The following is a 22,229-nucleotide window of genomic DNA, read 5'->3' as shown; positions in this document are numbered from 1 at the left end:
GATGTCTTGGTTAAAAGAAATAATAGGTAAAGAAAAGGCGATAGTGGGACTTTGCCACTTTAAGGCGTTGCCAGGAGATCCGCTATATGATGCGGATGGCGGCATGGAAAAGGTATATGAAGCTGCACGAAAGGATGTCATTTCACTGCAGGAAGGCGGCATTGATGCGATACATTTTTCTAATGAGTTTAGTATGCCTTATATGCTTGAAGTGAATATTGAAACTGTAGTGGCTATGGCAGAGCTTATAGGTGAACTTAAAAGAGATATTAAAATACCTTTCGGTTGCAATGTTATTAGCGATCCTATGGCAAGTGTTGCGTTAGCAGCAGCTACCGGCGCGAAATTTATTCGAGGGACATTTACAGGTGCTTATTCCAGCAATTTTGGAATTGTCAATGCCAAAGGCGGTGCAGCTGTCCGCCTTCGACACAATGTTGGTAGAGATGATTTGAAGATGGTTTATTATGTAGTCCCTGAGTCCGCTGCCGATATTGGCGGCAGAGATCCTGTTGAAGCTATGAAGGCCTGCTATTTTCTCGATCATCCGGATGCTTTGTGTGTTGCCGGACCTGTTGCAGGGCAAAAATCAGATGTGCAGCTTATGAGTCGCGTGAGAGAGGCATTTCCCCAAGCAGTTATTTTTGCAAATACGGGTGTGAACCCAGATACCGTAGAAGAGATATTTTCTATTGCAGATGCCGCATTTGTAGGTACCTATTTAAAAAAAGATGGTGTATTTGAGAATCCTGTAGATTCTGAAAGAGTAAAGCGGCTTATGGATAAAGTTCGAAGTATCTTCTAAAACTGAAAGAGATTGCGACTGATATCTTCCCCTTGTAGTAGACAGTTGAAATAAAAAAACTGTTTACTGCAAGGGGTATATTTTTATAACCTAAAAATTATAACTTTTGAAAGGCTGTAGTAATCTGAGTGAGATAATAGAAGAAGAGAGAGGAGTGGAGAAGAAATTTATGAAACTTATATAATCAATAAATTTGTAGATCACAAATATAAGTTAAAGCTCAAACCGGTTGAAATTGCTAATGATATTTGGCCGCTTCCTGTTGATAATTACACATTAAGTGCAAAGGACATATTGAATTATGTCCGACTTTTGGCTAAAGAGTTTAAGATGGAAGAATATATCGATTTCATGGTTCGATACTAAAATTTTAGAGCTACGTGCTATATATCTGCTTCTGGGACGGGCATGGAAAGCTTGTTACAATGGTTAATAGTTTCCAGATTTCAATGTTTAAATAATGCTCGGAACCTTATATGATGCGGGATTTATGTTGGAGAATATAAAGCAGTAGAGCAAATACCTTTATATAAGTGTTATAGCTTGTCTGTATTGCCATGACGGCTTGACAGTATGAGAAAGAGTTTACAAAGTATGAAAGCAATACAGATTAACAGATTAACAGAGATAAAAAGTGTTTCATTTTAACTTGCATTTAGCGCTGTCAAAGCCCCAAATTTTTTTATAATTGAAAATACAAATTTTATATTATATTATTAAATTATAAGGTATAATAAAATTAGGCAGGTGACGAAATGGGGATACTAAACCCACATGATAAATTTTTTAAAGAAACCTTTGGGAATGTAGATGTGGCAAAGAACTTTTTAAGTAACTACTTACCGCAAAGCATAATGAATATTATAGAAATAGATACATTAGAACCCCAAAAGGACAGCTTTATAAACGGAGAACTTAAAGAAAGTTTTTCAGATTTACTTTTTAAAGTAGAAATAAATAAACAAGTAGGGTACATATATTTTCTCTTTGAACATAAAAGTTATGCGAGCAGGGATATAGCATTTCAACTTCTTAAATACATAGTAGAGATCTGGGAAACTAAGATTAAAAAAGAAGCAGCAAATAAACTTCCAATAATCATACCACTTGTAATATACCATGGAAGAGAAAGCTGGAAAATAAAGACAACATTGGCAGAGATGATAACAGGGTATGAAGAACTTCCAAAAGACATAAGAAGATACATTCCCAACTATGAATATTTACTCTATGACCTTTCAAGATATAAAGATGAAGATATAAAAGGCAGAGCAACAGATAGAATAGCAATGACTATCATGCGAGATATATGGATGAAAGATATTAATGGAGTAATAGAGTCTGTATTAAGAGCAGCAGAATGTCTTGCCGAATTAGAGGATAAACAGACTGGAATAGAATACTTTGAAACGCTTATAAGGTATATGTTTAACGCAAGAGCTGATTTAACTACAAAAGATGTGGATATCATGATCAAGAAAATCGACAATATTTATCCGAAAGGGAGTGAGGTCGTGATGACTTTAGCTGATAAACTCAGGGAAGAGGGAAGAGAAGAGGGAAGAGAAGAGGGGAGAGAAGAGGGAAGAGAAGCTCTTATTAAAACCGCAATAAAATTATTAACTAAAAAATTTGGGTCTTTGCCAGAAGAAATCAGGGTCCGAATATCAAAATTGGACTTAGTAACTTTAGAAGTTATAATAGATGGTATTTTTGAATATGAAAGTTTGGAAGATGTTAAAAAATACATTAATTAAATAAAGGGGGGCTAGCCCCCTTTTATTACACTTTGAACATAGATACAAAATTGTTAAATATATAACTATACTTTGATTTTATGTAATATTATGATATTATTTATTTAATGGTAAGACCACCATACCATTATACCGATACATTGAATATAATTTGATAGGAGGATTTTGAAATGAAGGTAAGGCTCCCATATCACAAAACTTTTTTAGATGTTGATATCCCTGATGAAAATTTTTTAGGGGTGTTAAGTTCAAAAGCTGATAAATATAAGCCATCCTTATCCCAGGAAGAGATAGTTAAAGCTGCTCTTGACAATCCTATAGGAAGTCCACATTTAGAAGAATTAGTAAAAGGAAAGAAAGAGGTTTTAATAATAACAAGCGACCATACACGACCCGTGCCGAGTAAAATTACAATGCCCATATTACTAGATAGAATCAGAAGGGCAAATCCGAATATAGATATAAAAATCATGATTGCAACAGGTTTTCACAGGCCGACAACAAAAGAAGAAATGATAGATAAATTTGGAGAAGAAATAGTTAAAACAGAAACTATTATAAACCATATGGCTTTCGATAAAGATCAGCTAGAATATGTTGGTGTTCTGCCGTCAGGTGGAAAACTATATTTAAACAAAATGGTTTGCGAATCAGAATTAGTTATATCTGAGGGTTTTATTGAACCGCATTTTTTTGCTGGGTTTTCAGGGGGAAGAAAGAGCATTCTTCCGGGCGTGGCAGGTGCAACATCTGTCATGGAAAATCATTGTGCAAAATTTATTGCAAGCCCTTATGCGAGAACAGGAAACCTGGAAAATAATCCAATACATGAAGATATGCTATTTGCGGCAAAAGCAGCCAATCTTGCCTTCATATTAAATGTTGTAATAGATAAAGATAAAAAGATTATAAATGCCTTTAGCGGTGATAGCGTTTTAGCGCATGAGGAAGGATGTAAATTTGTAAAACAACTTTCAAGTGTAAAGGCAAAGCCTGCAGATATTGTCATTTCAACAAACGGAGGGTATCCCTTGGACCAAAACCTTTATCAATCCGTAAAAGGAATGACTGCAGCAGAGGCAACATGTCGCGAGAATGGAGTAATCATAATGGTTGCTGCATGTAATGACGGTCATGGTGGTGAGTCTTTTTATAACAATATGAAAAATGCAAAAAGCCCAAAGGAAATTTTGGATAGATTAGCAAAGGTGCCTCCAGAAGATACGGCACCTGATCAATGGGAATTTCAAATTTTATCAAGGATTCTTGACAAGTATACCGTCATATTTGTAACAGATATGTGTGACCCCAAAATGATTGAGGACTGCCATATGATTCATGCCTATACAGTAGAAGATGCTATTAAGCAGGCACTTAAACTTAAAGGGAATGATGCGAAAATTACCGTAATTCCAGATGGTGTTTCTGTGATAGTGGAAAGATGATTAAAGGATATAACAGGCAAAAGTAAAAAACCTATGAATTTGCCACAATTGACACGTAAGCCGAATTCTGGTGTGTTTGAGTCGATATTATCTACCCAAAAATCATTATCGGTCAATTTAGTGTGAGGTGTAATGATTTTAATTATTTCTTACATCTTCCCACTTCCTCTATATATTGCCTGCATGATTTGGGCAAGGGGGAAGTCTTTACTCCAAAAGGCGTTTTTTGTGTCGGCAAAGGCAGTTGCGTGGATAGAAGGGGCCGCAGGAGGGCTGGATACAGGTAGAGGTTTGCCGCTCCAAAAATCTTCTAAAGAAAAGGCGATGGCAGGGTTATTTTCTTTTGCAAAGGCAGATGTAGTTGTCCCGGAAAATAGTGATGTGGAAGGTTTGGGCTGGGTTGAGATGTTATTGCTATCATCCCGGGATTTTCTTTTTTTATCATCGAATTTTAGCAGACGGTCTAAGACCTCCTCTTTTTCCATACCCCTGAGTTTAAAGACAAGGAAAGGGTCTTTGTCAAGCTCTTCGGCTACAATATAGTGAACTGCTGCAATATGCTTGCACGGCACGGCAAAATCAGGGCATGAACATCTTGCGTCAATTTCGCTATCGTCCGCTGGCAACAGACTTATTCCCACTTCCTGAAAAATAGCTGCTATATCTTCCGGCATATCTCCGGAAAGGAGTTTTGCAGCATATAATGCCTTTGTGCTAAGGTGTTTGAGGACAGCCTGCCACTCTTTTTTTGTTAATTTTGCAACTTTAATGGTAACCTTGTATGGCGTAGAGCGCGAGCCTTGAACTTTTGCCGTTATCTTGCCCGGCTCGATATGAAACTCAAGCACACTGCCATTTCTGGCATAGCGCCTTCCGCGCTCTAAGCGATTGGCCCAGCCAAAGGATTCTAAGATATTAATCCACTGTCTGCCCCACCATGTATTTGAAAATGAATTGCTCTTAGCCATAACATCTTCTCCTATTCTAAAGCCGATTTCCGACTCAGTGTAATGAGGCCTGCTATTTGCTCGTTATCCATTTCTGTGAGCCACGATTCGTCACTGCCTATTATATAGTCTGCTAGCTCTTGCTTTTTATCAATGAGTTCATCAATCCGCTCTTCTAAAGTCCCCTGACAAATATATTTATACACCTGCACATTTTTTTTCTGGCCAATGCGGAATGCCCGGTCAGTGGCCTGATTTTCTACCGCAGGGTTCCACCATCGGTCAAAGTGGAAGACATGATTGGCCTTCGTCAAATTTAAGCCAACTCCCCCTGCCTTCAGTGAAAGGATGAATATTTTTGGCTCATTACTCTTTTGAAAGCGCTGCACCATATTATCCCTAGCTGTTATAGGCACACCTCCATGTAAGAACATTACTTCTGCATCGTAGATTCTGTCCAAGTAAATTCTCAACAGTTCTCCCATTTCCCTAAACTGTGTAAAGACTAAGGCCGAGTCGCCTTCAAGAAGTGCTTCATACAACATTTCTGAAAGCCTGATAAGTTTGCCTGAGCGTCCGTCTAATTTACTTTGATCATGCAAAAAATGGGTCGGATGGTTGCATATTTGTTTGAGTTTCATCAGTGTTGTAAGTATTAGGCCCCTTCTTTCGATTCCTTCAGCATCATCGAGCTTTTCCAAGGTATTCTTTACCACAGCTTCATAAAGGCTGGCCTGCTCCCGCGTCAAAGGGCAGTAGACCTTGGTTTCTTGTTTTTCCGGCAAATCTTTTATAATAAGAGGATCGGTTTTGACCCGTCTAAGGATAAAAGGTTTTACCAGTTTCTGCAATTTTTCCAACGGTTCTTTTTTATTGTATTTCTGTATAGGCAGTTCAAATTTTGTCCTAAAGGAATTAAAGCTGCCAAGATAGCCTGGGTTTAAAAAATCCATAATTGACCACAATTCAGCCAAACGATTTTCTACAGGTGTTCCTGTAAGCGCAATTCTAGTTTGGGACTTTATTGATTTTATGGCTTTTGTCTGTTTACTAGTCGGGTTTTTGATATTTTGGGCTTCGTCTACGACAACCCTTTTCCAGTTAATGCTTTGAAGTTCCTTGATATCTCGGCGCGCAAGACCAAAACTTGTTATTACCAGGTCAGAGGCAAGAGCTTGTTTTTTAAAATCCTTTTCCTTAAGCCGGTCTTGACCGTAATGTATCATTAAAGATAGAGTGGGGGCAAACTTATAGGCTTCACGTTGCCAGTTTCTGACTACTGAAGTAGGGCACACTAGGAGTGTTGGAATGCCTGCCGTTCCCTCCTCTTTTTCCTTTAGGAGCAGGGCCAAAATTTGGATAGTTTTGCCGAGCCCCATATCATCGGCCAGACAACCGCTAAGACCCCATTTTTCTAAGTACATCATCCAGGACATGCCGCGTTTTTGGTAATCTCTTAGCTTGCCGTAAAAGCTTTGAGGCTGCTCATGTACATTAAAACTGTCGGGTTCTTCCAGTTTTTTTATAAGATCGGAAAACCAGCCCTGTGTTTCTATCTGTCCTATGGATTCCTCATCAAAAGCAGCGTTGGACAAATTTATGGCGTCAGACAACCGGAGTTTACCCTGATTTTGCTCTTTTCTTTGTGACCATATATTTAAAATGTTATTTATCTCATCTTTTCGAACTTCAATCCACTGTCCATTTATATTGACAAGTGGAATTTTTATATCAACTAACCGCTGCCACTCCTCAACGGATATCTCCTCATCGCCTATAGCAAGGGCGATATCATAATCTACCAGAGCATCTATGCCCATTAGCCCTGTACTCATTGACGGCATATGGTCTTCTTTGGAGCCTAGTTTAAGTTTAACATTTACCTTCCTGTCGGCTCGATCTTTTTTCCACCAATTAGGAACTAAAATTCCGAAGCCGTTTTCCTCTAATGTTCCTGCACCATGTTTTAAGAAATCATAAGCCTCAATAGCCGTCAATTCCCACTGGGAAGGCGCATCTTTTTCCAAGCTTTTAAGAAGCGGCGGATAGATTTCAGATGCCTTTCCAAGACTTGCCAGTAAAATTTCTCGAGGATTTCTGCATAGTTTAAAGAGTGTGCTGTTTTGTGCGCCCCTTTGCCAAATTTCATCGGTGGGGACTATGAGGCTTGGGTCGTCCCTACCTTGCAGCAGAAAACGGATAACCCAGTTGCCGTCCTGCTCTTTGGGCTCTTCCAGCTTAAAGCATAATCGGAAGGGGATATCATAGGTCGTTTGATGATAAGTCAGCCATTTTTTAAATTTCTTATAAAATGGTTTAAAATCATCATTAAAATTTATAGGCTGCATTTTGCTGTCAAGAAGAGCATGAATGAATTCGGATTCAACATGTTCAGGGAAAGCCCGTAGAATCATATCTATGATTTTTGAAGTTTTTAAATTTCTGACAAGGTGGTCGAGGGTTACAGCTATAAAATGTTCAGTAAGGCTATGTGCATCAAAGCCTAAAGATGTACTTTCCGCTATACCCGGCATGCTGCTTAAAAAGTTTGACAGACTCTTTTCATAGGCCACAGGGTCTCCTGCAAACTTCCATAAGGCATAGTAATTACCTTCAGTGCTTTGAACAAGGTCCGGTAAAAACTGTTCTGATTTGACAAGGCTTTTTACATAAGAGGTGACGGATACCCAGTAAGTTAAATCACTGCCCAATATAAGCTCTTCCGGGTCTTCTACAAAATCTGAGAACGACAAAAGAGTAAAAAGAGCCTCATCTATATTAAGTGTGATACCTGGAACGGACCAATCGCTTAAAGTTATTTCCGTTTCTCTTTCTGCGTATTTTTTTATCGCTAAAGAAGAAATAGGCTCGCCATCACAAGTAGGAAGAAGAAAGCTTATAATGGTCTTTTTATAGGCATGATTTATAGGCAAGTCAAGTTTCTTAATGAGTTCATTAATGCTTTTTATCGGGTATGCATATGGGAATAGCTTTTTCGAATTATGAAATATCTCGGTGTAATCACTGTCGATACTTCGAGTTTCAAACCATAGAAAGAATGTTCCTGTATTAATAAATGATTCATCAGTATCCGGTATCCAAGTGCCATGAATTACAATAGGCATATTATTCTCCTCATAGGTATAATAAAAAAATGTCTATAAGTATAATTATAAGGTTATAATAGAGTAAAAATCAACAAGCATTTTGAAAGGCTTTTATAATTTTAAGAAATTGCGGTTATAAAAATTGTATTCGATATGCTATAATTGTAATCGCGAGCTTATGAACGTTAATTTTAAAATATCTATTTTATTTATTGTGATTGGAGGAAAAAAATGGATTTAGCATTAATTAGCAGTGATGTTTCAAAAGCAATTGATGAATTATTTGCTATAGCGCCGGTAAAAGCCGGTCAACTTCTGGTGGTAGGCTGCAGTACCAGCGAGGTTGCGGGGGGAAGAATAGGGAAGGCTTCCAGTATGGAAGTTGCAGAAGCTGTAGTAAAGGGAATAGCAAACGTCATACCCAAGTATGACGTAAGACTGGCGGCTCAGTGCTGTGAGCACTTAAACCGAGCATTGGTTGTCGAGGAAGAAGTTGCCGAACAATACAATTTAGAAATAGTAACAGTGGTGCCGGTAATGCATGCAGGAGGTTCCTTTGCCACTACGGTTTATGCAAATATGCAGCATCCGGTAGTAGTGGAGTATGTAAAGGGTCACTTTGGCCTTGATATAGGTGATACGCTAATAGGTATGCATATAAAGCATGTGGCTGTTCCGGTAAGGCTCAGTATCGATAAAATAGGACAGGCACACTTGACGGCAGCCCGGTACCGCCCTAAATTAATCGGCGGCGCTCGGGCAGTGATACCGGAAACTTGGGATAAAAAAAGGTTGTAAATAACAGATAAGATTTTACAGTTTTATTAAAGGGCGATACTTTTAATTATATTGCCGGTTTCGATGTCAAGAAGAGATATATGGAAATCTTCGAAAACAGCCATAGATGGTATGCCATCTTTGGGAAGCGCACAGGAACCGGGGTTTAAGAGGATAAGCCCTTGTTTTTTTTCTAGGGCTTTTACATGTGTGTGGCCGGTTACGATCATATCAATCCTCCATTTTTTGGCAAGTAAAATCAGTTCCTCTTCCGTAGTTTCATGGCCATGTGTAACCAGGATTTTATATTTTTCTAAGACTAATAGGGCGTAGGGGGATTGGATGGGAATTGCGAGCATTACTTGGTCAATCGGGGCATCACAGTTGCCGGCAGCAGCGATAAAGGGAATATCTATGGAATTTATGGCTCTGGCAAGTTCCTGAGGATTATATCCCGCAGGCAGCGGATTTCTGGGGCCATGGTAAAGTATATCCCCTGCGTGAATGATATAGTCGTAAGGCTTGGCAATTTGCAAAGCCCTGTTAAAAGCATCCAAACTTCCGTGAGTGTCACTTAATATGGCAATTCTCATGTTTGATACCTCCAATTTATGAAATTCCCTGAGTTTGCACAACTTTGATATTTCGCTTAGCCAATTCTTTTATAAATCTATCGGGATTTACTGCTGCTTCTGGAGCAAAGACACCTTTTCGGGTTATCTCCCCCCTGCCCATCATCAGAGCACCGATGGCAAGGGGTACGCCGGTAAGATTGCTCATATGATCAACTGCTTGGTATACCAAGTGCTGTCTTTTACCGTTTAAATATCCCTTCACATCTACCCGAATGCCTGACAGAGGGACAGCCGGTTTCTGGATTTTTTCAAGAATAGGCAGCACAGTTTTTATGACATTACCTACAAACTGTTTCTTGCTTGGGGTGTTTGTCAAACCCAATCTGGAAATAACAATAGCAAGTTTATTAAGGTAACTTTCTTTAAGACCGCCTTTTAGTGTGACGGTTTTTACTCCTTCTAAATATAATGGCAGTGTTACTGGTTCCGGATGACCTAAATGGTACATATCGACAAAGCCTAGTGGCTCTAGAAACTCAACTTTTTCCTTGCCGCTGCCGGCAGGGATTTCTATCTTTTTACCGTCAATAAAACTTGTTACCTTTCCGGTAAATATGTGAATAGTATGAAGGGTAACAGCAAGTCCGGTAGCATCAGAAGCACTGCCTGCCCAATATATATTGATTTCCTCAACTTCATCTAATTCATCGGCACCCTTTCGAGCAAGGATGTTACTGATACCAGGAGTCCAGCCTAAACCGGTTAAAATGCTTAGATTTAAATTTTTAGCCTTTTCGTCCAAGGTCAAAATACTCTCTACAGCATCATAATCATCGCAAATGCTGACATAGTTAACATTGGATGCAATAGCAGCTTCTACCGCAACCTTTTCAAATTTATAAAAGGGGCCCATGGCACTTGCAACCACGTCTTTACCCTGCATTGCTGCAATCAAGGTTTCCGGTCGATTAGCATCTATGTAGACAGCTTTGACCTTTTTGCCAAGTGCATCTGCCAGCTTTTTGGCAGCAGCTATATTAATATCTGCGATAACAAGCTCTGTAACCTCTTCGCTTTTTGCCAAATCACTTACGGCACGGCTACCCATATCACCGGCACCGCCCAATACTGTTATCTTCATAGTTTTTGCTCCTTTCACTTTAAAACCATATGTATGCTTATATTATACATCAAAAGTTTAAATTGATGTACTGGTTTAGAAGTTAACTATTTATTTAAAAAAAAGAGAGCAAATCATACTATTATATGAATTTGCCCTTAAAATTCGGGAGTAGTGTAAATTGGCAAGGTTTTTAAACTTTGGGTTATCTGTTTCTTAGAGCCTTTGGAATATCTGGCTCATAGAGTATCCACATGCTTTTTGGTGAAATACCCGAAAAAGCTATTATTGTGGCAAAGGACGCTAGGGAAGAGAGAATCTGTGTTTTAAACCTCTTAAATATTTTTTTCACCCCCAGGAATTTTTGTTATCATTCTAACAATTATAATATTCTTCAGAAGGTAGGGATTTCCTGCTAGGTAAGCATAACTGGCAGTTTTTACGATATAATTGGCAGAATATTAGACATGAATGGAAAAAATGATTATAGAAATTTTAGACAGATAGTTTGTCTTTTATAAATATATACTTTCCTTTGCTCATATAAGCCTTCTTATCATAGCCATAAAAGCTTATTTCATATGAGTCGCCTAAGCTTTCTATACATTCAATCATACCGATGTTTACGATATAAGATTTATGTGTTCTATAAAAGTTGCTGTTTAATTTAGATTCGATGTCCTTAAGGTTTTCACTACACATAAATGAGCCTTTTCTGGTGTGTATAGTGGTATCCTTGCCGTTTTTTTCAATAAATATAATATCATTTATGTTTAAAAAGAGTATCTTGTTTTTAATTCTAACCGGAAATATTTCAGCGGATTTTAATTTATTATCCAACATGCTGGACTCACATTTGACTATGAGATTATTCACAGTTTGATTAAATCTTTCAATGTCAATAGGTTTTAATATGTAATCATATGGATGAACTATAAAAGATTCATGGGCATAATCAGGATATCCCGTAATAAAGACTATAAAAGTGTTAGGATCAAAAGCGTGAGCGATTTTGGCTACTTCAATTCCATCAATGTCGGGCAAGTCGATGTCTAGAAGCAAGATATGAGGAGACTGGTTTTTTATGATTTTAACTGCTTCATTTCCACAAGATGCAGGAAATACTTCTTCAACAAGAGAGTTTTCCTTTAAAAGCTTGCAAATCATGGCCAAAGTATTTTTTTCATCTTCACAAACAAGTATATTTGCCATGCATCAACCCTTACCTTTCTAAAACTCAGTGATATGAAACCCTTAGCATTTTATACCCCAACGGAGTAACGAGGAACATTCCTTCTAATACTCCACAAAAAACGGCCTTTAACAGATTGTAATTGCCGATAAAGTAAAATATATGAGTAAGAATAAATAACACACCTAATGTTATTATAGTAATTCCTTTAAGTTTTCGCCTGGTAAATAAATCCGAAACGACCTTTTTTTCTGTTCCGGCAGGCACCCATTTTAAAGTGATGAAAAGACTTATGATGAAAAAAATATCACTTACAATGATAAGGTGATTCATATAAAAAGGTAAATACTTAATTATCAAACCATTTAAAGCAAACATACAAACACCTGTTGCATAGCATGAGGCATAGGTCTTAAGATGAGCACCTCCGGCAAAATTTCTAATCAAGGCAAAGGCAAGAAGACTTAACATTGTTTCCGGGAGGGTATGTAAAATTAAAGAAACAACGAGGATTGAAAAAAACTTAAATGTCATACCGAGCAATATTTCAAACCCATATTCTAATATTTCCCTATCATATTTTTCATATCCTAGCTCTGAAATTATCATCTGTGACAACTTTTGAGAACAATTCCGAAGCATCTAATTTACCACCTTTTTTTGGAAGATATATGGTAAAGGTTGTTAAATTATCATATGTTGACAATGAGATTTTACCGCAGTATTTATCTATTATCTTTTTTACTACATAAAGGCCAAAACCTCTTGCATCTTTATGTTTTGTACTAAAACCGGCATCATAAATTTTATACATGTCAGATTCTTTAATCGTCACGCCGTTATTTGAAATCTTAAAGATGTAATTTTTTTCATCTTCCTGCAGCTCGAGATTTATAGTTCGGTCACCGGTTTTTTCCATAACGGCTTCTATGGCATTGTCCAATACATTACCTATAACCGTACTTAGTTCCCAAGAACTCATCTTGAGGTTACGTATTTTGTTTCCATTTGATTTTACATAAAAATTTATATCATTTCTTTTTGCGGTTTCCATTTTGATATTTAAAACAGCGGTTAACCCCAAGTCTCCTAGGCGCAGTAATTCGCTGGTGCTTCGATAATTTCCGGCTATACCGTTGACATATTGTTTAAGTTCCTCATATTCTTCTGTGTATATCATGGCCTGTATTGTTTGAATGTGCTGGGAATGTTGATGTCTTTCGCTTCTTAATGTATTAAGCAATTCTTCAATTTCTTTCAAATATGAATTTACGGATTCGTATTCCACCTCTTTTTTTGAATAATACTCAATATATTTCAATGCGAAATAAAGGCTCAAGATCATTATTATAAAAGAAGCTACTATAAAAGGCAGACTTTTATAGTATAGCTGGGCATTTGTTACAAATATAACCTGGTTTAGCATCAAAATTACCATCAACTGAAAGGTTAAAGTGAAAATTATTACAAGATTTTTGCTATTCACCTTGTCTCACCTGCGTATTTGGTGTAGATATGTACTGCTGAGTAAGTAATCGCTGCTATAGGGAAAAATAAAGCAATATTAATCCAAGGATTTTCTTGAAGGTTATACACTTTTAAATTGAACAACTTAAATACAATTAGAATAAAAGTAAACTGAATAAGCCCGTATAGCAAAGAAATGATGAAAAGCGGCATAAAACAGCGATTAAGTTCGATTTTATGTATTAAATCGAACAACAGGGCCAAGACCAAGATTAACAAAATTGTGTGCAAACTGAATAAAAAATACTGTCTTAAATTGAAGGCAATATTTCTAATAAAAAATGCAGCTACACCATACAATACCGATACTTTAATAAGTTTGTAGGAAGAAACCTTTTTTTCATTCATGAGTTTTAGGGTTAAGATTTGTAACAATAAGGCTTCGGGCATAGATTCAAAAATTACTACATACCAGGGTATGGGAAACATTTAAATTACTCCCTTCTTTTCAGAGGGCATCCCTTCCCGGTACTTGCTTGTTCAAGTAATACCAGATGAGGAGATTCCCTAGTCATAGAAATATTTTATAAGTAGATAAACATCACTTATAAAAATATTCTAAACTGACTGCGTTTTTCCTCTTTCTGGCTCAAATTATTTATTTGTCGTAGATGTTTTCTGCAATATTTTTATTTTTCCTGCCTACAAGGTACAACTGACGTTTTCAAGGGTACAACTGGCAGAATTTTAGGTATGAGCGGCTGCACTTTCATAGGAACTTTTGAGTGAATGAAAAATATAAGCTATAATAATTATGAATGTAATTTTTGACAAAGAGGTGTATATGATGAAACTCGGAGTTTGTCAGATGACCGTTTCAGAAAAACTTGATATGAACATGAAAAAGATTATGGGATTTATTGAACAAGCTGCAGGACAAAATATTGATATTGTCGGATTTCCAGAAATGGCACTTACTGGATATACAGTAGAACTTTTAAAAGATGAGAGTATGAATGATATGGTAAGCAGTGCTCTTTTGGAGATCAGGAAAACTTGTGAAGCCTTTAATACTGCAGCCGTTATCGGCCATCCTTATAAAAAAAGCAATAAGCTTTATAACAGTACCTCGGTATTTTTGCCCAGTGGAAACATTTATACATATGATAAAAAGTATCCAACAAATGCAGAATTGGAGTATTTCGAGCCGGGTAAAAAAGATCCGCTGATATTTGATTACAATGGCAAAAAAATTGGTGTCATGATATGTCGGGATCAAAACTACCCTAGCCTTGCTGCAGAATTAGTTAACGGTGGAGCAAAATTTATTTATATACTTTCAGCACATTTTTATAATCCTAAAGAAGCTAGATGGAAACTGGAAAAAAATCGTGCCATTCCCATAACACGAGCAGTAGAAAATGGTGTTTATGTAATGCTCACAAATTTCATCGGCTCACATTTGGGGATGATAAGCTTAGGCAACAGTCTTATTGCCGATCCTGAAGGGGCAGTGGTAGCATCGGCCGGTGAAAGTGAGGAAACATTGCTTTCGGTTTCTATATTATAGACAAAGTCAGTTATTACAAAACTTAAATAAGTCCGGTATTCCGGAATAACGGGTTTGCTATATCGAACTAGCTTATAATCCAGTATAAATAGGCTTTATATGAATTCTTATATAAAATGAGTTCGATTTTGCGAACTAATTCAATGTATTTAGATCATAAAAATTTTCCCAAACTTTGAAAAGTTTATTCCATCAAATCTTGCAGATGTAAGGCTTGATTAATGGATTGCTCTTATGATTATCACTTATAACTATATTGGCACTATTTTTGCATGATTATAATATACAGAAAACTAATTATTTGCAGTAGGAGAGGAGGATAATTTTATTTATGCAGAGAGTAAAAGTTGCAATAATTGGCTTTGGAAATGTAGGTAAAGAAGTTATGGAAGCTGTTATTGAAAGTCCTGATATGGAGGTTGCAGGCATAGTAGAAGTTCCAAAAAAAGTAGAAAGCATGAAAGGCAAATTCCATGATTTTCCAGTAACATCCAGTGTGGAAGAATTGGGTAGGGTTGATATTGCAATTCTTGCGGTAGATAGTCGATGTGTACCTCAGATAGCTCCACATTATCTCGAAATGGGAATAAATACTATTGATGCTTTTGACATACATGGTGATTCCATTATTAAGCTTAGGGAGGAATTAACCTCAGTAGCAAAAGCTCATGATGCGGTGGCGATATTGTCCGCCGGATGGGATCCGGGAACCAATTCTGTAGTGAGAACGATAATGCAGACTATAGCTCCAAAGGGTATGACATACACTAACTACGGGCCTGGGATGAGCATGGGTCATACGGTAGCCGCTAAAGCAGTTGAGGGTGTAGCTGATGCGGTTTCACTGACAATACCGGAAGGAAACGGTATTCATAAACGTCTGGTTTATGTAAAGATAAAGCCAGGATATGATTTTAAAAAAATTGAAGAAGCTATTAAGAATGATTCTTATTTTAAGCGCGATACGACTATTGTTTATAATGTTGATGATATAGAAAATCTTATAGATATGGGGCATGGAGTCCATATTGAACGCAAAGGGGTATCAGGGAGAACACATAATCAGCGCATGGAGTTTATTATGCAAGTTACTAACCCGGCGGCTACGGCTCAAGTTATGGTATCTGCGGCTCGGGCCAGCCTTAAGCAAAAGCCGGGAGCTTATACCTTAGCGGAGATTCCTCCCATAGATTACCTATATGGTAAAAAAGAGGAAATTATTCTCAAGCTGTTGTGAAGATGGCATTAGCGGCTTAAAGGGGGGATGAGAAGAAATAAACAAAGTCTAGAGGCAATAAAGGTAAAAATTAAATTATGGCGAATATATTAGTATACTCCCACTCTTTAAAACAGTGGGAGAGTACCATCAAAAAAACAGGAGGTTAAAAAAGCATGAAAAAGAAGATTTCCCATATTAGTCTGTTGCTACTAGTTGTATTTACACTGAGTATATTTCTGACAGCTTGCGGGGGACAACAGCAAGGCGATGCGGGTAAAACCGATGAAAGTCAGCCTAGTGAACAAGAACCTATAAAGATCGGTCACGAAGTGGCTTTGACCGGTGATGCTTCTATGTGGGGGCAGTCTGAAAAGAATGCTTTAGAAATGGAAATAGAGAAGATTAATGCTGCCGGCGGTGTTGACGGAAGACCGCTGAAATTGATTGCCTACGACAATCGTGCCGATTCAATAGAAGCGGTAAACGTTGCTAAAAGGCTCATTGAACAGGACAAGGTTGTCGCCATAATCGGGCCTGCTCAAAGCGGTGTTGCCAATGCCATATCGTCAGTTACCGAAGACAAAAAAGTTCCATTTATTGGAACAACGCCTACAAATCCTCTGGTTACAGTGAACGAAGATGGTACAGTTAAAAAGTACGCCTTTAGGACATGTTTCATTGATCCTTTCCAGGGCACCGTAGCAGCCCAATTTGCCTATGACAAATTAAATGCAAAAACCGCTGCCATACTATATGATGTCGGTTCAGACTATTCAGCATGGCTGTCTAAATACTTCGAAGAGGCTTTTGCTGAAAAGGGAGGCAAGCTTGTTGCCAAAGAAGCCTTTAGAACCGGAGAACTAGATTATCGTGCCATGTTAGGTAAAATAAAACAACAGAATCCTGATGTGTTATTTATTCCAACAGCCCAAAAAGAAGCAGCTCTAGCAGCCAAACAGGCTAGGGATTTAGGCATAACATCATCGTTGATGGGTGGAGATAACTGGGGCAGCCCTGACATTATATCTTTAGGTGGCTCTGCTGTTGAAGGTGCATATTTTGTAAATCTGGCATCACTTGAAGACCCCGAAATACAGGATTTTGTTAAGGAATACAAGGAAAAGTACAATGCTGAACCTGTTATGCCGAACCCCGTTATGGCGATTGATGCTCTTTACATGCTCATCGATGCTATTGAAAGAGCAGGATCTACTGATGGTACAGCTTTGGCTGAAGCAATGGAAAATACCAAAGACCTTAAAGTACTTACCGGATTACTTACCATAGATCCGGAAACACATAACCCACTTAACAAACCTGCTGTAATTCAACAGATTAAAGACGGTGATTTCGTCTATGTAGAAACATATGTAACAAAATGATTCTACTGTAAAAAGTCAATTTTGACTTAAAAATACTCACATATCGTTCCTGATCATGAAAGAGCATGCTATATTTATGTTGACTATAAATTTAGAAAAATGAGGTTTCTATAGCAAAATCACAAAAATAAGTAAAGCTTATAACTGACTGGCGGACTGGAATGTCCGCCGGCCAATAATTGTATCCCATTATATAATGGGTCTTAGCTAGCGCAGCTTTTATAAGATAGGAGTTGAAATAATGTTTCTGCAGACATTGATAACAGGTTTTTCAATAGGTGGTATATATGCTCTGATGGCAGTAGGCTATTCACTTGTATTTTCAATCTTAAATTTCAGTAATTTTGCTCATGGCACTATTATAATGTTAGGAGCATATATCGGTTATTTTCTGATTTCATCATTTAACCTGAGCTTTCCTCTGTCATTAATTGGTGCTGTGCTGGGAGCTGCCCTATTATCACTATTAAATCTTAGGTTGGCTTATAACCCACTGATTAATCGGAGATCTCCATCTCTTTATTTAATGATAACAGCAATGGGTGTTTCCATATTTTTAGAGAACATGGTTTATGTGACCGTAGGTTCGCATTTTTATTCCTTTCCAGAAATATTTAAACAGTCAACAATAAAATTCTTTGGCAGCGATATAAGTCCTCTGGATTTAGCGGCTTTAATTTTTTCATTAATAAGCATCTATGCACTTCATATTTTTCTAACCAAGACTAAGATTGGAACAGCCATACGAGCTGCATCGTATGACATGACGACAGCTTCTCTAAATGGTGTCAATATGACCAAACTTATCGGGATAGTGTTTTTGCTAGCCGGAGCCTTTGCGGGTTTAGCCGGAGTATTTTTAGGAGTAAAATACATGGTCTATCCTACAATGGGATGGATTACGAACAAAGCATATATTGCCGCTGTCATCGGCGGTTTAGGAAGTTTGCCGGGAGCGGTTATAGGTGGCTTAATCCTGGGAGTACTTGAAACCTTTGTTTCGGTTTATATTTCTTCTACTATTAGAGATGTTTTCAGCTTTTCAATGGTTATTATATTTCTTGTTATACAGCCTGCAGGCTTATTGGGCAAATATTTAGAGGAAAAGGTCTAGGGGGGTGGGAAAATGGATTATATTTATGGAGTTATGGCGGTTATATGCATAGAAATCATTGCTACAGTAGGTCTTTCAGTATTTACCGGGTTTACAGGCTTATTTTCCCTGGGCCATGCTGCATTTATGGCTATAGGAGCTTATACTTCTGCCATATTGACTTATTTTTATCACGTGCCCTTTGTGCTAGCGCTGCTTTCAGGAATGCTAATGTCCGGATTAATCAGCATAATACTGGGCTTTCCAACACTTCGAGCAAAACTTAGAGGGGATTATTTTGCTATTGCAACACTGGGATTTGGAGAAGCCATGCGAGTAATACTAGAAAATCTTTCAATCACACAAGGTGCAAGAGGCCTTCCGGGAATAAAGCATTATACTACACTGCCGGTCGCTGCTATTTTTGCAGTAGTGGTAGTATGGCTTACAAAAAACTTTATATTATCAAAGTTTGGCCGAAATGCTATTGCTGTAAGGGAAGATGCAGTAGCGGCAGAAATGGCTGGGATTGATTTGTTCAAGGTCAGAATGTTGTCACTTATTTACAGTGCCATGTGTGGGGGCTTAGCAGGAGGTTTATTTGCTCATTATCTCAACTTTATCCAGCCAGCTATGTTTACATCCGTCCTTTCAACTCAGTTGACATCAGCGGTTGTTGCAGGTGGTATGGGCAGCATAACCGGTCCGATACTGGCGATTGCCTTATTTATTGCTGTTCCCGAAGTTCTTAGGGTGGCAAATATGTGGCGATTAGTGGCTTATGGATTGATACTAGTTTTGATTATGATATTCAGACCCTCCGGCATCATGGGATATCACGAGTTATCCTTTGAATGGATAGGCAATCTTTTTAGGAAAAAAAATTGCAATAAAATTGCCGATAAAAGGAGGACATAAATATGCCACTACTGGAACTGAAAAATGTGACAAAAGCATTTGGCGGAATTATAGCAGTTAAGGATGTGTCATTTTCCGTAGATTCAGGAGAAATAATCGGTCTTATCGGTCCGAACGGAGCCGGAAAGACAACGATTTTTAACTTAATTACAGGAGTATATAAACCAACCGAGGGGAATATAGTTTTTGACGGTAAGGATATTACCGGTGCATCTCCGGCATCAATAGTAAACGCAGGTATAGCCAGAACATTCCAAAACATACGTCTTTTTAATAAACTAAGCGTTTTGGAAAACATTCGCACTGTCCTGTATCGTGAAGCTGATTATGGCCTTGGCGATGCACTACTAAGGACACCTAAAGTAACTCGCATAGAAAAGAAACTTTACGATAAATCTCTGGAATACTTAGAAGTTGTAGGTCTTACGGATTTTATCAAAAATCGGGCTGACAGCCTCCCCTATGGATTGCAGAGAAAACTGGAAATTGCCAGAGCTCTGGCGCTTGATCCAAAGCTTCTACTTCTTGATGAACCGGCAGCCGGTATGAATCCTGACGAATGCGTAGATTTAGTAGAACTAATTGAGAAGATAAAAAAGACATACGATCTTACCATCATCCTTATAGAGCATCACATGGATGTAGTAATGGAACTTTGTCCTCGGATAGTAGTAATCAATTTCGGTGAGATGCTTATGGAAGGCACAACACAGGAAGTCCAGAATGATTCCAGGGTGTTGAAGGCTTATTTGGGGGAGGAGTATGCCAATGCTTAATGTTAAGGACTTAAATGTATATTATGGCACGATTCATGCTTTAAAAGATGTTAATATTGAAGTTGATAAGGGTGAGATTGTTACCATAGTAGGTGCAAATGGTGCTGGAAAATCAACGCTTATGTGGACCTTATCAGGGGTTCTTAAACCTAAAAGCGGTTCGATAATCTATAATGGCAAACCACACCCTCTTACCGCTCATGATGCAGCTGCCGCCGGCATTATACTAGTGCCGGAAAGGCGAAGATTGTATGCCAATCTAACTGTCAAGGAAAACCTGATGATGGGAGCATTTTTGAGAAAAGACACTGAAGGTATAAAGCAAGATCTTGAATATATTTATAGTCTTTTTCCCATATTAAAGGAGCGGACAAATCAATATGCAGGCACACTTTCCGGCGGTGAGCAGCAGATGGCGGCTATAGCCAGAGGCCTCATGTCAAGACCTAAAATACTGCTTTTAGATGAACCGTCCTTGGGGCTTTCTCCGATATACACAGCCGAGGTGTTTAAGACCATTTTAGAGATTAAAGCTCAAAAAACTACCATTCTATTGGCAGAGCAAAATGCTAAGAAGGCTTTAGAGATAGCCGATAAAGCATATGTTTTGGAAACGGGCCGTGTGGTTCTGCAAGGTTCCGGCAAAGACCTTTTGGCAAATCCAGCTGTTCAAGAAGCATATTTAGGGGTAAGACATGCGATAATTTAAAATGATAAATACTTAAAAATGGCGTTTCGCTCATCATGTAAATGTAAATAAGCGAAACGCTTTTTAATTTTGATATCAATAAGAAAAATATATCTTGACAGAGTCAACTGAAAATTGTTAAAATATAAATGTCAGATGTCAGACTTTTAATATAAGAAAGGGGGCATGGTCATTTACATAATATGGATGCCTACTTACTTATAAAGGATTTACAAAAAATTACGGGGGGAATTTTGAGTGAAGATTCGCAAGTTACTAGCTTTAAGCTTGGTTATCCTGCTGGTTTTAGGTCTTACGACCGGTTGTGGTCAAAAGGCTGAGCCGAAAAAAGATGAAAAAGAGCAGCAAGAGCAGAAGCCTGAAGAGAAGAAGATTAAAGTCGGTTTAGTATATGATATTGGCGGTCGCGGTGATCTCTCATTTAATGATAGTGCCTATGCCGGATTGAAGCGGGCAGAGCAGGAGTTTGGTTTAGAAGTTACTGATTTGGAACCCTCAAGTGGTGGTGAGGACAGAGAGCAGCTTTTGAGGCTTTTGGCCGAGGACGGTTATGACTTGATTTTTGGTGTCGGGTTTATGTTTACAGACCATATTGCAAAAGTTGCCGAAGAATTCCCTGATGTAAAATTCGGCCTCATTGATGGGGCTGTGGAAGACATTGATAGTAGCTCTAACATTTCATGCCTATTATTTAAAGAACATGAAGGTTCTTTCCTAGTTGGTGCGGCGGCAGCACTGAAATCAAAAAATGGCAAGGTAGGTTTCATCGGCGGTATGAAATCACCTCTTATTGAGCGGTTTGAATATGGTTATTTAGCAGGGGCAAAGTATGTAAATCCTGATATTGAAACCTTTTCGGACTATGTAGGAACTACCGGCGAAGCTTTCAAAGATCCTGTAAAAGCTAAGGAATTAGCATTGAAACAAATTAAAGCTGGTGTTGATGTAATTTACCATGCTTCAGGGGCTTCAGGTGTCGGCATGCTGGAGGCGGCGGCAGCCAATAAAGTATTGGCTATTGGCGTAGACTCGGATCAGTCTTTGACTGCAACCGATGAGCAAAAGCCTTATATACTGACAAGCATGCTAAAGCGGGTTGATAATTCAGTGTATGAAACGATAAAGGATTTAGTCGAAGGCCGCTTTGAAGGTGGGTACAGAGTGTTTGGACTTAACGATGATGGCGTAGGCTACGCGGTGAATGATTTTAATAAAGATCTCATTAGTGATATACAACCGAAACTGGAAGAGCTTAAAGAAAAGGTTGTAAATGGCGAAATAAAGGTACCCGCGGACAAAAACGAATATGAAGAATTTTTGAAGACTTTAAAGTAAACAATGCTGCGGGGTGACTCTTATTCGGTCACCCC

21 protein-coding genes are annotated in these 22,229 nt (G+C 38.1%); 12 read left to right on the top strand and 9 right to left on the bottom strand.

The window, feature by feature from the left end; translation table 11 throughout:
- The first annotated feature begins 1 nt into the window (after position 1).
- The 3 genes from BUC45_RS06105 to larA all read left to right on the top strand — a co-directional run bounded on the left by BUC45_RS06105 (position 2) and on the right by larA (position 4,007).
- On the top strand, positions 2-805 hold the full coding sequence (locus BUC45_RS06105) for a BtpA/SgcQ family protein (RefSeq protein WP_296971006.1): 804 nt from the start codon (positions 2-4) through the stop codon (positions 803-805).
- A gap of 755 nt (positions 806-1,560) precedes the next feature.
- Positions 1,561-2,562, top strand: coding sequence for an Rpn family recombination-promoting nuclease/putative transposase (locus BUC45_RS06100; protein ID WP_296971005.1), 1,002 nt, complete (start codon positions 1,561-1,563; stop codon positions 2,560-2,562).
- A 170-nt stretch (positions 2,563-2,732) separates the two neighbouring features.
- On the top strand, positions 2,733-4,007 hold the full coding sequence (larA, locus tag BUC45_RS06095) for a nickel-dependent lactate racemase (protein WP_296971004.1): 1,275 nt from the start codon (positions 2,733-2,735) through the stop codon (positions 4,005-4,007).
- A 149-nt stretch (positions 4,008-4,156) separates the two neighbouring features.
- Here the strand turns inward: larA and BUC45_RS06090 are convergent, their stop codons facing one another.
- Together BUC45_RS06090 and BUC45_RS06085 are read right to left on the bottom strand one after the other, a co-directional pair.
- Positions 4,157-4,975 (bottom strand): SWIM zinc finger family protein, encoded by an 819-nt coding sequence (locus BUC45_RS06090; RefSeq protein ID WP_296971003.1) that lies wholly within the window; start codon positions 4,973-4,975, stop codon positions 4,157-4,159.
- Positions 4,976-4,986: 11 nt separating this feature from the next.
- Positions 4,987-8,079, bottom strand: a complete 3,093-nt coding sequence (locus BUC45_RS06085; RefSeq protein WP_296971002.1) for a DEAD/DEAH box helicase — start codon at positions 8,077-8,079, stop codon at positions 4,987-4,989.
- Between the two features lie 213 nt (positions 8,080-8,292).
- On the opposite strand from BUC45_RS06085, the gene BUC45_RS06080 reads away from it, so the two are divergent.
- Positions 8,293-8,859 (top strand): TIGR01440 family protein, encoded by a 567-nt coding sequence (locus tag BUC45_RS06080; RefSeq protein ID WP_296971001.1) that lies wholly within the window; start codon positions 8,293-8,295, stop codon positions 8,857-8,859.
- 26 nt (positions 8,860-8,885) lie between these two features.
- On the opposite strand, the gene yfcE is transcribed toward BUC45_RS06080, so the two are convergent.
- The 7 genes from yfcE to BUC45_RS06045 form a co-directional block, all read right to left on the bottom strand.
- Positions 8,886-9,431 carry a phosphodiesterase gene (gene yfcE / locus BUC45_RS06075; RefSeq protein WP_296971000.1) on the bottom strand — a complete coding sequence of 182 codons (546 nt, stop codon included), beginning with the start codon at positions 9,429-9,431 and terminating at the stop codon, positions 8,886-8,888.
- Between the two features lie 16 nt (positions 9,432-9,447).
- A complete protein-coding gene (locus BUC45_RS06070; RefSeq protein ID WP_296970999.1) occupies positions 9,448-10,554 on the bottom strand; it encodes a saccharopine dehydrogenase C-terminal domain-containing protein in 1,107 nt (368 codons plus the stop codon).
- Positions 10,555-10,738: 184 nt separating this feature from the next.
- Positions 10,739-10,885, bottom strand: coding sequence for a cyclic lactone autoinducer peptide (locus BUC45_RS06065; RefSeq protein ID WP_296970998.1), 147 nt, complete (start codon positions 10,883-10,885; stop codon positions 10,739-10,741).
- Between the two features lie 143 nt (positions 10,886-11,028).
- Entirely contained in the window at positions 11,029-11,745 is a 717-nt protein-coding gene (locus BUC45_RS06060) for a LytTR family DNA-binding domain-containing protein (protein ID WP_296970997.1), read from the bottom strand.
- A gap of 25 nt (positions 11,746-11,770) precedes the next feature.
- Positions 11,771-12,367, bottom strand: a complete 597-nt coding sequence (locus BUC45_RS06055) for an accessory gene regulator ArgB-like protein (protein ID WP_296970996.1) — start codon at positions 12,365-12,367, stop codon at positions 11,771-11,773.
- Positions 12,309-13,211: a GHKL domain-containing protein gene (locus tag BUC45_RS06050; RefSeq protein WP_296970995.1), complete on the bottom strand. Its 903-nt coding sequence runs from the start codon at positions 13,209-13,211 to the stop codon at positions 12,309-12,311. Before BUC45_RS06050 ends, BUC45_RS06055 begins: the two co-directional genes overlap by 59 nt.
- Positions 13,208-13,681 carry a hypothetical protein gene (locus BUC45_RS06045; RefSeq protein WP_296970994.1) on the bottom strand — a complete coding sequence of 158 codons (474 nt, stop codon included), beginning with the start codon at positions 13,679-13,681 and terminating at the stop codon, positions 13,208-13,210. Before BUC45_RS06045 ends, BUC45_RS06050 begins: the two co-directional genes overlap by 4 nt.
- A gap of 325 nt (positions 13,682-14,006) precedes the next feature.
- Here BUC45_RS06045 and BUC45_RS06040 point away from each other — a divergent pair, with 325 nt between their 5' ends.
- The 8 genes from BUC45_RS06040 (at position 14,007) to BUC45_RS06005 (ending at position 22,194) form a co-directional block, all read left to right on the top strand.
- On the top strand, positions 14,007-14,762 hold the full coding sequence (locus tag BUC45_RS06040; protein WP_296970993.1) for a carbon-nitrogen hydrolase family protein: 756 nt from the start codon (positions 14,007-14,009) through the stop codon (positions 14,760-14,762).
- A gap of 331 nt (positions 14,763-15,093) precedes the next feature.
- Positions 15,094-15,999, top strand: coding sequence for a diaminopimelate dehydrogenase (locus BUC45_RS06035; protein ID WP_296970992.1), 906 nt, complete (start codon positions 15,094-15,096; stop codon positions 15,997-15,999).
- A 155-nt stretch (positions 16,000-16,154) separates the two neighbouring features.
- Positions 16,155-17,363 (top strand): ABC transporter substrate-binding protein, encoded by a 1,209-nt coding sequence (locus BUC45_RS06030; protein ID WP_296970991.1) that lies wholly within the window; start codon positions 16,155-16,157, stop codon positions 17,361-17,363.
- A gap of 241 nt (positions 17,364-17,604) precedes the next feature.
- On the top strand, positions 17,605-18,477 hold the full coding sequence (locus BUC45_RS06025; RefSeq protein WP_296970990.1) for a branched-chain amino acid ABC transporter permease: 873 nt from the start codon (positions 17,605-17,607) through the stop codon (positions 18,475-18,477).
- 12 nt (positions 18,478-18,489) lie between these two features.
- Positions 18,490-19,374 (top strand): branched-chain amino acid ABC transporter permease, encoded by an 885-nt coding sequence (locus BUC45_RS06020; RefSeq protein WP_296970989.1) that lies wholly within the window; start codon positions 18,490-18,492, stop codon positions 19,372-19,374.
- Positions 19,375-19,376: 2 nt separating this feature from the next.
- On the top strand, positions 19,377-20,150 hold the full coding sequence (locus BUC45_RS06015) for an ABC transporter ATP-binding protein (protein ID WP_296970988.1): 774 nt from the start codon (positions 19,377-19,379) through the stop codon (positions 20,148-20,150).
- Entirely contained in the window at positions 20,143-20,859 is a 717-nt protein-coding gene (locus BUC45_RS06010; RefSeq protein WP_296970987.1) for an ABC transporter ATP-binding protein, read from the top strand. The genes BUC45_RS06015 and BUC45_RS06010 overlap by 8 nt, the downstream gene beginning before the upstream one ends.
- Before the next feature lie 237 nt (positions 20,860-21,096).
- Positions 21,097-22,194, top strand: coding sequence for a BMP family ABC transporter substrate-binding protein (locus BUC45_RS06005; protein ID WP_296970986.1), 1,098 nt, complete (start codon positions 21,097-21,099; stop codon positions 22,192-22,194).
- The last annotated feature ends 35 nt before the right edge of the window (positions 22,195-22,229 follow it).

Origin of the sequence: Tepidanaerobacter sp. EBM-38, assembly GCA_001896545.1 — a bacterium.
In the GTDB taxonomy this organism is placed as follows: Bacteria; Bacillota; Thermosediminibacteria; order Thermosediminibacterales; family Tepidanaerobacteraceae; genus Tepidanaerobacter.
This window is presented reverse-complemented; position numbering and strand designations above follow the sequence as displayed.